Here is a 13,638-nt window from a genome sequence, read left to right as displayed (position 1 = left end):
CTACGATGAAGTATTTAGCGGCATATCCAACGCACCTGCAAATTAAGATTGAACAACTGCTCGTTGAAAATAAACTGAGTGATTATATACGCGCAAACTATCCCACAGTGCATGAAGTAGCAAACGACAATGCCCTGCGCGAATATGTGATGACGTTAAAAAATCGTTACATGCGTAAGTCAGCCCCTTTAAGCAAGGTCGCGTTTGATCCTAAAATTCACGTAGTGAATCACGCATTAGGACTTCACACTTATGTATCTCGCGTACAAGGTGGCAAGCTCAAAAGCAAAAATGAGCTCCGTGTTAGTACGTTATTCAAACGGGTTCCTGAGCCATTTTTAAATATGATCGTGGTTCACGAATTGGCGCATTTGAAAGAGAAAGATCACAATAAGGCTTTCTATCAACTATGTTTACACATGTTGCCTAACTACCACCAACTAGAGTTTGACTTACGAGTTTACCTCACCCAAATCGAAGCCCATGGCGACCTTTTTTAGCTATCACTCATTGGACGCATAACCCTATGGATTATCAATTTATTAGAAATGACCGGGCCGAACCCGTGGCAATTTTTGAGATGGGCGCCGAAATCCTCGGCTTGTGGTTTAGTGAAGAACTAGGACGAGATCGTCAGAAAATCGCACATCTTCTGGATATAATTGAACTGTTAGAAACGAAAAACATTGAACACTATGCATTGCAGGGCCAGGAATTTAATATGGATCTGAACCGCGATGAAATTGAAGTGTATGCCGCAATCACTCGGGGACAAGAAGAGTTCGATATTCCCGAAGACACTGAGCTATATGATCAAGAATCTATCTCTGGCTGTGGACTGGCCGACTTCAAAAGCGTGTTATTGTCTTGGGAAAATTTTATCGGCAGACTTTAACTCCCTGCTGTTAGACCCAGCGTCAAATTTCGATGCGACCTGATCACTATTTAACTTTTTAATTTGCCCCAATTTTGATCTGCTTACCTCCCGTCATAATTTGTTCATTTGTTTGTCGTTAAAAAGTCACACAATAACTTTAAGTTGCACAACTAATTTAAAACATGACATAGCGGAATTATTCAGTGCAACCACTTAAAAATACTTTAAAACTAAGCTTACTTAGCGTGGCCATGGTCTTCACATTATCAAGCTGTGCCTCGGATGGAGATGATGGGAACGAAGGTGCATCAGGCGTTGACGGTACAAACGGCGCTAATGGTGTCGATGGCCAAAACTTGCCTCGGGAACTTAGTATAGAAGTAGTGGGCCGTTTTACTGCCGGCGGCATAGAGGTATTCGGTAAAAGCGCCGCTGAAATTGTGCAGTTTCATAAAGCGTCAAATAGTGCGTTTGCTATTAATTCTGCACTGAACCAAATTGAAGTAATTGATCTCTCAGGCTTGACCACTGCGCCCGTTGCCAATCCTTTTTCTGATGCCAGTTTACAGTCTAGCGCCTTTACTTTTGCTGACAGTGTGATAGTGAAAGATGCTGCCGGAGCAAATCAAACCATTATGCTTGGCGCCGCAAACTCTATTGCCATCTATGATGATGTGTTGGCGATAGCTGCTGAAGCTAGTGTTAAAACCAGTCCAGGTGCGGTGCTTGTTTTTTCGTTTAGATGCCACAGGTCAAGGTAGTTTCATCAAAGCTGTTGCTGCAGGGTCCTTACCCGACATGGTGGCGTTCAGTCCAGATGGAAGCAATGTGTTAGTGGCTAACGAAGGAGAGCCCGATACCGATTATAACCTTGACCCTGAAGGCAGCGTATCGATGATCACTTTGACAAACGGTACGCCAACAGATACAGCTCAAACCATTAACTTCACTACTGACATGGTATTCAGTAACGACACCTTGAACGAAGAAGATTACGATAGCGACGCCAAGCGCATGGCCTTGCTAAAAGCAGCAGGCATCAAATTCGCTGGTCCCGATGGGATGACAGTCGCCGAGGAATTAGAACCAGAATACATTACCTACGCACCTGACGGCCAAACAGCTTATGTGTCTCTGCAAGAAAGTAACGCCATCGGTATTCTCGATTTAACAACGCTGACCGTAGAAGTACGTGCCCTTGGTTTTAAAGATTGGGGCACGTATCAGTTAGACTTCAGCAACAAAGATGAAATTCCAGCGTTTAGCAACGCCGAAGGGCTATACGGAATGTATCAACCTGACACCATCGCATCTTATCAATGGAACGATGCGACTTTCATTTTATCGGCAAATGAAGGGGATTCCCGTGATTATGCCGCCTACTCAGAAGAAGTTCGGATTGCCGATATTATCGATGAAGACGAACTGAATATGATGCTTTCCCCTAGCCTACAAGCAGCATATGACGCAAATGGTGCAAAAGACGGGCTTGGACGCTTGAAAGTCACCACTGCTCTGGGTGATGCGGACAACAACGGTGAGTTTGAGGCCTTATACGCCTATGGTGCCCGTTCGTTTTCGATCTGGGACCAGAACATTAACCTTGTTTATGACTCGGGCGATGACTTTGGTAAAATTTCCGCCGCTATTTTGGGAAATAATTTCAACAGTGCCCACACTGAAAACAACGGTGATAATCGCTCAGATGACAAGGGCGGTGAGCCTGAAGCGATTGCTGTGGGTGAAATTGAAGGCAGAATGTATGCGTTTATTGCACAGGAGCGCTCTGGTGACCTTTTTACTTATGATGTAACAAATCCATTCAATGTGGCCTTTGTAGCGCACTATAACAACCGTGATTTCTCTACCCGCTTTGAGTTAGACGACGACTTAGTAAACCCATGTGATGAAGCACAAGGCATGGATTGTAGTGAAGTCGCGCAATCTGGCGACTTAGGGCCGGAAAGCATTCAATTTGTTGCCCCGGCCGACAGCCCAAATGGCAACGCCTTATTGATTATTGGGAATGAAGTTAGTGGAACCGTGACTATTTATCAGGTAAAAGAAAAGTAGCCATTTACCAAAGAAACAGATGAGCGCCTTGCCGGATATTTTCTGCCCAGGCGTTTTATCTCTTGCCTTACCATTACCCTATATTCCTAAAAATTAGATTAAAACCGCCCTTACTGATGAAAACACTCGCGCTAGACAAAATGAACCAGTGAAAACAATGAGTTTTAAAATAATACCTTGCGTCGGGATGCTACGTCCGCCCCACGATTAATATTAAAGTTCTGCTTTGCCCGCCGCGATACTTTTTTTAATCAAGGGGGAGATTGTCAGTCCTTGTACAACAATTGAGAAAATCACCACTATATAAGTGACAATAACCATTAAATTATGCAGGTTGTGTCCATTGGCGAGTACGGTATCGTTTGGAATTGACGCAGCCATAGCAAGAGCCAAGCCTCCGCGCAATCCGCCCCATGTTAGAATACGTACTGAATTCAAGTCGTACCGCCGAAATTGACGGAATACCAGATACGGAGCACCGACACTAATAAAGCGAGCGAGTAACACTGCAGGGATCATGCATAAGCCTATCGCTAACTCATCCAGCGTAAGCGACATACTGACGATTAACATGCCAATAAGAAGAAAGAGCAACGCGTTAAGAAAGCTGTCAGTGGCGTGCCAAAAGTTTTTTACATAGCGAATACTGGATATTCGCGACAAAGAGGCTGACTTTGAACGAGTAACATTGCCGATGAAAATACCGCACATAACCATAGCTAACGCTCCTGACACATGCATCAATATCGCTAATGCATATCCAGCAGATGGAATGGTTAGTGTTACGAGTAAGCGAATATTCATGTCAGTACTATGAATAATCAGAAAATGGGCGATGACGGCCAACACCAAACCGAATAATATTCCACCTATAGCTTCCACCAAAAATAACTCTGCAACACTGCCAAACGTAGGATCCACATTGCTAAATGCCACTGCAAACAAAGTGGAGAATATGACTAACCCAACGCCATCATTGAACAATGACTCACCTTCCACTTGTATTGAGATATTTTTTGGCGCGTTCATTTGTTTGATAATGGCCAATACCGCAATCGGATCCGTAGGGCTAATTAAGGCACCAAACAGTAAACAATAAATAAGTGGCACGTCCCAGCCAAACTGGCTCATTATCCAATGACTTGCGTATCCCACAAGTACAGTTGAAAGCACGGTGGAAAATAACACTAAAATCGTAATTTCCCAGCGCTGGCGCCGCAGTGCTTTTAGATCTATTTCCATTGCACCGGCAAAGAGCAGGAAGCCCAACATACCATTCAATAATAATTGATTGAAATTCAAGCTGCCAACGATGTTTATCAAGGCTAGCGCCGATTCGTCCCCCAGCAACTTTACTGCCAAAATTAACAATAACGAAATCACCACCGAGCCCGTTGTAATGGCAATAGTCGTTTGCAACTTCAAGACAAATTGATTTGTAAAAGCGATAAGGACAGCCAATGCCCCTAAGAAACAAATGAGATACCAAGCGTCCATGGACGTTCCTATTAATAAAATTGACTAATGGGGTGTGTCGACGTGATTGCAGATTCGCTGAGGAGAAAAACTCAAGCGTACTAAACGTAAAAGAAAAAGTTAGTTGCAAAATTCGACGGGGCGATAATACGCCAAGGCTTTAAGGTCAGCTGTTAACACCTTTGCATAAAGTGTTATGGAATGTAACGGATATATTATTTACCTTTGTAACAATGATAAATAATAAAGATTAAATTCAATATGTTATATCTTCCAAGCTAATACATGAAGTTGATTAACAACGAATTGACCTAGTGGATATAAACACCTTATATTGCAGGCGACAATGACTAATACTCCCTGCCAATTTGACGATCATCATACTTTGTACGCGCAATGCGTTTACCACGTTAGCGACTTTAGACGAACTAGACTTGCTATTTTCATTCAGACATATAGAATTTTAGACGTCTAAACGTCCATGGTAACATTATGCAAACACCGATATCCTTGTCGCACTCATCTTCGACATCCGCCAAACTCGCGCTCCTGCCGTTACTGACCTTTTTGGTTCTGTTTTTAGGTGTCGGCTTTTATTACCAAACCCAAGGAGTCGAATATGCGTTCTATCAACTGCCTTCTCCTTCAGCTTTGTTACCTGCGGTTATTTTGGCGGTATTGTTATCTCGGGAATCTCTGACCGAAACCATTGCCCGTTATATAGAAGGAGCTGGGCATAGCAATATCATTACTATGTGCTTTATTTACTTGCTCGCAGGGGCCTTTTCTGCAGTGGCAAAAGCCACAGGTGGTGTAGACGCCACCGTTAGCCTAGGTCTTAGTGTTATTCCCGCTCAGTTTATCTTGCCCGGTTTATTTTTGATTGCTGGTTTTATTGCCACGGCAATGGGCACATCAATGGGTACACTTGCTGCCCTTGGTCCGGTTGGTTTAGGTGTTGCTCAAGCGACAGGGATTGAGCCCGCATTAGTGGCAGGTGTATTGGTCAGCGGTGCCATATTCGGTGACAACCTCTCTATCATCTCTGATACCACGATTGCAGCAACACGTACCCAAGGTTGCGAAATGCGAGATAAATTTAAAGCAAACTTGCATTTAGCATTGCCTGCGGCACTCATTGTCATCGTGCTGCTGGTGATAATGGGCGAGTCAGGTGAAGCAACTGTTCCTCAAGGAGCAAACTGGTTACTCGCCCTTCCCTATCTACTGATTTTAGTTTTAGCTGTCGCGGGCTTAAACGTATTTGCGGTATTAATCATCGGTATTCTGTCTAGTGCCATCATAGGGGTGAGTGTATCTGATTATCAGGTTATTACCGTGGGACAAGACATCTACACTGGTTTTGGGCAAATGCAGGAAATCATGATTTTATCGCTGATGCTTGGGGGCTTATCTGAACTTATGCGCCAGCAAGGAGGTATAGACTTTTTACTGGCGACGATCAGCAAGGTCATCCGCGCACTCGCATTGCCCCTTAAAATCGGTAATTCATTAGGCATTGCGGTGCTTATCAGTGCATTAAACATATGTATTGCCAATAATACCGTATCGATCATAGTGGCTGGAAGCACAGCTAAAGCCTTAGCCGAACAAGGAGGAATAGAGCCTAAACGAAGCGCCAGCCTATTAGATATTTTCGCTTGTGTGGTACAGGGATTGATCCCCTATGGTGGACAGCTACTCATAATAGGTGCAACGTTTTCATTGTCACCGGTAGAAATTATTCCTTATTCTTTTTATTGCTTTATCTTAGCTGCAGTTACCGTATTGAGTTTGATTTGGGGTGCTAAGCAAGCTGGTGTTCAAAACCAACAAAGTCAACGAAACGTTTAAATGAATTCACCTTAGCTATTCGTTACCCCAGCCGCGATTTACTGTCGGTTATTGCGCGCCAGCACCTTGTTCATTATTTTCAATGCATTGTGCAAAGGTCATCATATGTTCTTCATTTTGTCATTCGGTTAAGAGCGCGACGTTATGGTAGTTCCATGCCTTTAGCACTTTCATATAATGCGTACCAATGTTCACGGCTAAGCGTGATATTCCCCGCCTGACTCGCCCCCGCGATCCGGCCACAATCTGTGCTACCAATGACAGGTTGAATGTTTGCAGGATGCCGTATTAACCACGCGAGAACGATAGCTTCCGGGCTAACGTTATACGCCGCGGCGAGTTTAGCAACCAATACGCTGGTGCGTATTACCGCCTCTGATTTATCACTCACAGCGCGCCCTGAATACAAACCTTGGGCTAAACTGCCCCAGCTTTGCAACTGCATGTGTTCCCTGCGGCAATATTCTAACGTTCCGGCATTGAAGTTAATGTCCTGCCCATCACTGTTACCTGCATAAACCCCCTCATCTATCCAGTCCTGTTTAAGCAAACTGGCTTCAATTTGATTGGCCACCAGCGGTGCGTCTAGCGCTTGTTGCAAATAGGCGATTTGATGATGATGCATGTTTGATACGCCAAAATAATGCACCTTGCCCGCGCTGCGTAATTCATCAAAAACTCGGGCAATTTCTTCAGCTTGCATCAGTGGATCCGGTCTATGCAGCATCAGCACATCGAGATAATCCGTATTTAAACGACGCAGACTCCCCTCCACAGATTCACGGATCCAGTCAGCAGATAAGTCATATCGTTTTGGTCCCTGATCATCGGAAAATCGAATGCCGCATTTTGATTGAATATAGATGCGCTTGCGCAGTTCTGGTCGCTGTGCAAGCACTTCACCGAACACTTGCTCAGCTTTACCCAAGGTATATATATCTGCGTGATCGAAAAAATTTATACCTGATTCCAACGCGGTATTCACACAATCATTGGCTTGAGCTATGTTCGCCCTAGAGACAGGTTTTGCATCCCAGCCGCCCCCTAATCCCATGCATCCATATGCAAGTGCACTTACGTTGGGTAAATAAGTAGCTAACGGTAGAGAGATATGTGACATGTGCAGACCTTAAAACATAATGTGAAGTTCATTTGCACACAGTGTAAAGCGTTAAAGCCAAAGGAGTAGCGCGAGTTACTGAAAACATTGTTTGATATAACGAACAATGCAACGTTAAAATATTTGCCCTACCAACTATGTAGATTTGCCACTATGAGTCGTGAACATAAAAAATTTGAACGCTTAATTTTATTTAGTGAAGTTGCTAAACAATTAAGCTTTACGCGAGCGGCACAGACTCTTGCGATTTCCCGAGGCTATTTGTCTGAGCAAATTCGTAAGCTTGAACAAGATTTAGGCAAGTATTTGTTCATTCGCTCTACACGTAACGTGACGCTAACGGAGGAAGGCACCCAATTACTGGCAGGAATGAATCAAATAAAAAGCTCAATACTCGAGCTTGAGCGTGAAGTACGCCACGATAATGATGCCCTTGAAGGGACCCTACGCTTAACTGCCCCCAGTCAATTTGCCCAGCGTTTTGTATTAGATATTTGTAATAAATTTCAGAAAATTTACCCCGCTATAAAAGTCAGTGTCGACTGTAGTTACACTCCTTATGATTTGGCCCAAAACGACTTTGATTTGGCTTTTAGAGCGACCCAGTCCCCGCCACAGAATATGGTTGCTAAAAAGCTGTTTGACTATCGACATGTGTGTTGCGCCAGTCCACGGTACTTAGCTGAAAATGGTATGCCCGAAAGTGTTCCTGATCTCGCTAAACATGTGTGTTTAAGTCGAACCTTAACCGCAATGTGGCAAATTTCCGGGTATAAAGTTGAAGTCAAAGGCCCCATTGCCGTAAACGATAACCTTATTCTCAAGCATCACGCTTTGGACGACAAAGGACTCATCCTGGTACCCGAATACCTAGTAGACCGAGAAATCACCACAGGTAAACTCATACCAGTATTAGCTGAAACGCAACGTGCGGATTTTGCGATATACCTTATCCATCCTCAATTAATTCATCAGTCTGCTAGGCTTAAAACCTTCATTCAATTCACCAAGCAATATTTCGATATCAATGCCTAAGCAGTCGCAACCATCAGCATAAATGGTCACGTTTACAAAATAAAAAAGCCCATTATCGTGTTAGATAATGGGCTTTTTTGGTCATCTGCATTGCATCTCGTTTACTTAAACTCAAACCGTTTGCAATGTCCTAGCGTTTTTCGCTGGGCTAAAGCATCGCAGCCAAACGTGTACCTTGATCGATAGCACGCTTAGCATCAAGCTCTGCGGCCACATCCGCCCCGCCGATCAAATGGTGTGGTTTAGTAAGCCCTTCCACCAACTCTCGCAACGGTTCTTGCCCTGCGCAGATAATCACGTTATCAACGTCAAGTACTTGCACCTCATCATTCACTCTTATATGAATGCCGTCATCGTCAATTTTTAGGTATTCACAGCCGGCAATCATGCTTACGCCTTTGCTAAGTAAACCAGCCCGATGAGCCCAACCTGTCGTTTTACCTAAGCCTGCTCCTACTTTCGTGGTCTTACGTTGTAGTAAGAAAACTTCACGAGGAGAACGTGCTGGTTGTGCTTTCATCCCTTCAATGCCACCACGAGAAGAGAACGTCATATCAATACCCCACTCTTTCATAAAGGCAGGAATATTCAAGCTGGTCGATTCACCAGAGTGAGATAGAAACTCAGATACATCAAAGCCAATCCCACCAGCCCCAATAACTGCCACTTTTTTACCCACTGGTTTGTGGGATTTAATCACATCGATATACGTCATCACTTTAGGATGCTCAATACCTTCAATTGGCGGTGTGCGTGGCTCAATTCCCGTGGCTACAATGACATCGTCAAAATCACTGGCATTTAAATCGCTGGCACTGACACGCGTATTTAACTTAACCGTGACATTGTGCAACTCGAGTTGACGTTTAAAATAACGGATCGTTTCGTAAAACTCTTCTTTACCCGGTACTTGCTTAGCAATATTAAATTGCCCGCCTAACTCATCGGCTGAATCATACAAGGTAACTGAATGGCCACGCTCTGCTGCAGTTTTGGCTGCAGCAAGGCCGGCAGGACCGGCACCAATAACGGCAATACGTTTAGGTGTTTGCGCCGGTTCAATGTTTAACTCGGTTTCGTGACATGCACGAGGATTGACCAAGCAGCTGGTCATTTTTCCTTCAAACACATGATCCAAACACGCTTGGTTACAACCGATACAGGTATTAATTTCATCCGAGCGGTTTTCAATTGCCTTGATCACAAAATCAGGATCAGCCAAAAATGGTCGTGCCATAGACACCATATCCGCGTCACCGCGCGCTAAAACTTGTTCTGCCACTTCCGGGGTATTGATCCGATTGGATGTAATCACAGGAATAGACAATGACTCACGGAATTTAGCCGTCACCCAAGTAAATGCTGCTCGAGGCACCTTAGTCGCGATAGTAGGAATACGCGCTTCGTGCCAACCGATCCCTGTATTAATAATAGTCGCGCCGGCTTTTTCTATCGCTTTGCCCAGCTCAACTACTTCGTCATATGTTGAGCCTCCTTCAACCAGATCTAACATCGATAAACGGTAGATAATAATGAAATGTTCACCAACAGCTTCACGTACTCTGCGCACGACTTCTAAGGGTAATTTGATCCGGTTCTCGTAGCTACCTCCCCACGAATCGTCTCGCTGATTGGTGCGCGCAGCAATAAATTGATTCAAAAAGTAACCTTCAGATCCCATGATTTCCACACCGTCATAACCCGCTTTTTGCGCTTGTGTCGAGGTGAAAATAAAATCTTCGATTTGCTTTTCAATGCCCGCGTCATCAAGTGCTTTAGGCTTGAATGGATTAATCGGTGCTTGAACAGATGATGGCGCAACTAAATTTGGGTTATAAGCGTAGCGGCCTGTGTGCAGAATTTGCATACATATCTTGCCACCTTCGTTGTGTACGGCATCGGTTATCATCTTGTGATTGGCCACTTCAGCATCATTGCTTAAGCGCTTGGTATTTTGATGTGTTGCACCTTCATCGTTGGGGCCAATGCCCCCTGTAATAATTAGGCCAACACCACCACGGGCACGCTCAGCAAAAAATGCTGCCATGCGCTCGTGTCCGTTAGGCGCCTCTTCTAATCCTGTGTGCATCGAGCCCATCAATACGCGGTTTTTTAAGCTGGTAAACCCTAAATCCAAAGGTTTTAGAAGGTTCGGAAAAACACTAACGCCAGAGGTGTTTGCTGTTGTTGTAGTCATATAATTTGGTCCTGTTTTATGCTGTAACAGCGCTTATTTACGCTGCATACCACTGATTTTGTTATGTAACTCTTCGTATACGGGTTTGCGTTGTTCTTTAGCCGCAGACATGGCTTCTTGAATATCAGGCATCTGAAACATACCGGTTTGCCATACAGCCATGTAGTTCAACGCATCAGCGACGGTATGATCTCGGGTGTAATTGATCATTTCCTTACAGCCCGTCACGGCAAGAGGAGAGTGGCTAGCAATTTTTGCTGCGATCTTCATTACGCCCTCGAGCAAGCTCTGCTGATCAGCAAACACTTGATTCACGAAGCCACATTCTTTTGCTTCAACGGCTCCCATGTTACGGCCTGTGTAAGCAAGCTCGCGTACCAAACCTTGAGGGATAAGATGCGGTAAACGCTGTAAGGTGCCAACGTCAGCGGTCATACCAATTTCAGTTTCTTTAATCGTGAAAAAGGTGTCCGCTGTGCAATAACGGCTATCTGCAGCGCACACCATGTCAACTGCTCCACCAATCACACCACCTTGCATCGCCACCAGCACAGGCATACGCACTGACTCTAGTGCGTTAAAGCTATCTTGTAGTTCCAGTACCATACGACGCATACGCTCACCACGTCGCGCGGGCTCGCCCACAAAGTCCTTACCCATTTGAGTGAATACAGATAAGTCCATCCCGGCACTAAAATGTTTACCTTGAGATGAAATCACAATTACTCGAGCAGCTGATTGCTCATCAATTTTTCGCACTGTGGCAGGTAACTCATGCCAGAAAATTGGGATCATGCTGTTCAACGCCTCAGGGCGTGACAATTGAATATGGGCGATATGCTGGTCAATCGTGACACTTAAGGTTTCCAGCGTTGAAAAATCTAAATCAGACACGTTATTCTCCATTAGTTACAGATTTAAGGTTGCTAGTTAGCGTGTGTTACAAACCGTCCTCACGCCCATCAGCAATCAAACTAGACAACGTCAAGATAAAGTCTTATTTTGACGCTGTCAAGATGTGTGCTAAATTCCAGCTTATGCAAAAAATATCATCTAAAAAATCAACACAAAATATGACTGCCAATAAAAGTAGTTATCATCACGGTGATCTGCGCTCTAGCTTGTTAGAAGCGGCTAAAGCCATGTTAAGTGAAAGCGGGATTGAAGGCTTATCTTTACGCAAGTTGGCCGACCGCGTTGGGGTCTCTAGAACGGCCCCCTATCATCACTTTAAAGATAAAAATGAACTGCTTTGTGCCATAGCCGAAGAAGGATTTGAGCACTGGCATAACAATGCTGAGCAAATTTTTTCTCAAAACGGCCTGACGACAAAACAAAAGTATCATCAGTTTTTTCAGGGCTACATTGGTTATGCTGCTGAAAACCCTGAAATGTACGACTTGATGTTTGGTCGCACTATATGGAAACAAAACAGCGCGACCAATGATCTGCGTGATATCGCTTATCCGAGCTTTCAACGCCAAGTAGAAATGACCAAAAAATGGCAAGAACAAGGCTTGATGCCAGTAGAAGAAGATACACTTCGACTTGCGCAAGTCACTTGGGGCACCATGCACGGTATTGCACGCTTGCTCATAGACGGCATTTACGCTGACCGCAGCCACATAGATGAAATGTGTACCTGCGCTGTGAACCTGTTTACACGAGAGTAAACAGGCCAACCGCCGATTGCTATTCAATATAAGCGGCTTTCAAACGTTGCTTGAATATTTTTCCGCTGTCTTCTCGTGGTAATGCAAGATGCAAATCTAACTTTTTGGGCCACTTAAAACGGGCAATTTTCCCATCTAAGAATGCATTAACTTGCTCCATCGACAACGTTTCGTCTTGACTGCATTGCACGGCTACAACTACCATTTCGCCAAATTCAGCATGGGGTGCACCAAAAATAGCGCAGTCGACAATTTGCGGCATTTCGATCAGCACAGCCTCAATTTCGGCAGGGAATATATTTGCTCCGCCGGAAATGATCATGTCTTTCTTGCGATCATTGATATATAGATACCCCTCTTCATCCACATATCCCACATCACCTAATGTAGTGTGGTTTTGATGATGTAATCCCTCTAACGTGCCCTCCGTGTTGGTATATTTGAATGGACCAAACATCGGCAGGTAAACGTATATTGCCCCAGATTCACCTGTCGGAAGTGGTTGCATATTATCGTCGAGGATCATGAGCGAGCCACCTGGAACAACTTTGCCTACCGATCCCGGTTTCTGCAGTGCCTCAGTGGAGGAAATTAATGTCATAAAGCCAAGTTCACTGGCCCCATAAGATTCAAAAAAGATAGAGCCAAACCACTCGATCATCCCCTGCTTAACCTCAACCGGCCAAGAAGAACCTGTGGATAATGCATAGCGTAAACTTGATACGTCGTACTTGTCGCGCACACTTTGCGGTAACTTTAACAAGCGGATCATCATAGTGGGCACAATATAGGTATGGGTGATTTTGTGTTTTTGCACGTCGGCTAAAAAGCGCTCGGGATCAAATTTAGCTTCAATGAACACCTCAACATCACCTGCTGCTAAGCAGCTCAATGTCAGTGCATGGGGAGCACTATGGTAAAGGGGTGCGGCTATGTAGAATCGGTCACCACTTTCCAGTTGCATTAATGCTCTAGCAAGGCCTGCAAATACTGTGTAGGGATCGGGTCTATCTTCGTTGTATTCGCGCTTAATACCCTTCGGTCGACCAGTACTGCCAGAAGTATAGGAGAACATGCCCCTAAATCGCTGAGTAGGTGCATCAATCTCCTTGGTAGCTGCCAGCAAGGAACGCAAATTTTGCCAATTAGCCGACTCAGGACGCGCGAGGTTATCTACCAGCGTATAGCGCTCTTTTACCACGTCTGGTGTATCGATCACCAAGGTAGAAATGTCAGGTGGTAATGGCGCATCGAACGTCGCTAACAGGTCACTATGACCCAACAGAACCTTTGCTCCGCTATCGACCAGTATCGGCATTAATACCAATCACCT

The 13,638-nt window shown here is 44.6% G+C and carries 11 protein-coding genes and 1 pseudogene; 7 read left to right on the top strand and 5 right to left on the bottom strand.

What is annotated here, in order from left to right:
* The first annotated feature begins 5 nt into the window (after window positions 1–5).
* From GPLA_RS21425 to GPLA_RS21415, 4 genes are all read left to right on the top strand, one after another.
* A complete protein-coding gene (locus GPLA_RS21425; protein WP_007107126.1) occupies window positions 6–500 on the top strand; it encodes a M48 metallopeptidase family protein in 495 nt (164 codons plus the stop codon).
* Window positions 501–526: 26 nt separating this feature from the next.
* Window positions 527–895 carry a YacL family protein gene (locus GPLA_RS21420; RefSeq protein WP_040515656.1) on the top strand — a complete coding sequence of 123 codons (369 nt, stop codon included), beginning with the start codon at window positions 527–529 and terminating at the stop codon, window positions 893–895.
* A gap of 185 nt (window positions 896–1,080) precedes the next feature.
* Window positions 1,081–1,638, top strand: a complete 558-nt coding sequence (locus tag GPLA_RS24380) for a hypothetical protein (protein ID WP_226993171.1) — start codon at window positions 1,081–1,083, stop codon at window positions 1,636–1,638.
* A complete protein-coding gene (locus GPLA_RS21415; protein WP_226993170.1) occupies window positions 1,604–2,950 on the top strand; it encodes a choice-of-anchor I family protein in 1,347 nt (448 codons plus the stop codon). The genes GPLA_RS24380 and GPLA_RS21415 overlap by 35 nt, the downstream gene beginning before the upstream one ends.
* A 213-nt stretch (window positions 2,951–3,163) precedes the next feature.
* On the opposite strand, the gene GPLA_RS21410 is transcribed toward GPLA_RS21415, so the two are convergent.
* On the bottom strand, window positions 3,164–4,447 hold the full coding sequence (locus GPLA_RS21410; RefSeq protein WP_007107124.1) for a cation:proton antiporter: 1,284 nt from the start codon (window positions 4,445–4,447) through the stop codon (window positions 3,164–3,166).
* Window positions 4,448–4,918: 471 nt separating this feature from the next.
* Here GPLA_RS21410 and GPLA_RS21405 point away from each other — a divergent pair, with 471 nt between their 5' ends.
* A complete protein-coding gene (locus GPLA_RS21405; RefSeq protein ID WP_007107123.1) occupies window positions 4,919–6,280 on the top strand; it encodes a Na+/H+ antiporter NhaC family protein in 1,362 nt (453 codons plus the stop codon).
* A 142-nt stretch (window positions 6,281–6,422) separates the two neighbouring features.
* Here GPLA_RS21405 and GPLA_RS21400 read toward each other — a convergent pair whose 3' ends face one another.
* On the bottom strand, window positions 6,423–7,400 hold the full coding sequence (locus GPLA_RS21400) for an aldo/keto reductase (protein ID WP_040515653.1): 978 nt from the start codon (window positions 7,398–7,400) through the stop codon (window positions 6,423–6,425).
* A 153-nt stretch (window positions 7,401–7,553) separates the two neighbouring features.
* On the opposite strand from GPLA_RS21400, the gene GPLA_RS21395 reads away from it, so the two are divergent.
* Window positions 7,554–8,435, top strand: coding sequence for a LysR family transcriptional regulator (locus tag GPLA_RS21395; RefSeq protein WP_007107121.1), 882 nt, complete (start codon window positions 7,554–7,556; stop codon window positions 8,433–8,435).
* 148 nt (window positions 8,436–8,583) lie between these two features.
* Here GPLA_RS21395 and GPLA_RS21390 read toward each other — a convergent pair whose 3' ends face one another.
* Both GPLA_RS21390 and GPLA_RS21385 read right to left on the bottom strand, forming a co-directional pair.
* On the bottom strand, window positions 8,584–10,632 hold the full coding sequence (locus GPLA_RS21390) for an NADPH-dependent 2,4-dienoyl-CoA reductase (RefSeq protein ID WP_007107120.1): 2,049 nt from the start codon (window positions 10,630–10,632) through the stop codon (window positions 8,584–8,586).
* A 33-nt stretch (window positions 10,633–10,665) separates the two neighbouring features.
* Window positions 10,666–11,526 (bottom strand): crotonase/enoyl-CoA hydratase family protein, encoded by an 861-nt coding sequence (locus tag GPLA_RS21385; RefSeq protein ID WP_007107119.1) that lies wholly within the window; start codon window positions 11,524–11,526, stop codon window positions 10,666–10,668.
* A 143-nt stretch (window positions 11,527–11,669) separates the two neighbouring features.
* On the opposite strand from GPLA_RS21385, the gene GPLA_RS21380 reads away from it, so the two are divergent.
* Window positions 11,670–12,305: a TetR/AcrR family transcriptional regulator gene (locus GPLA_RS21380; RefSeq protein WP_007107118.1), complete on the top strand. Its 636-nt coding sequence runs from the start codon at window positions 11,670–11,672 to the stop codon at window positions 12,303–12,305.
* 19 nt (window positions 12,306–12,324) lie between these two features.
* On the opposite strand, the pseudogene GPLA_RS21375 reads toward GPLA_RS21380, so the two are convergent.
* A pseudogene (locus GPLA_RS21375) lies at window positions 12,325–13,626 on the bottom strand (AMP-binding protein); the annotation flags it as partial.
* Between the last annotated feature and the right edge of the window lie 12 nt (window positions 13,627–13,638).

Origin of the sequence: Paraglaciecola polaris LMG 21857 (assembly GCF_000315055.1) — a bacterium.
Classification (GTDB): domain Bacteria; phylum Pseudomonadota; class Gammaproteobacteria; order Enterobacterales; family Alteromonadaceae; genus Paraglaciecola; species Paraglaciecola polaris.
Note: the sequence above shows the minus strand (reverse complement) of the source record. Positions and strands in the feature narration are given on the sequence as shown.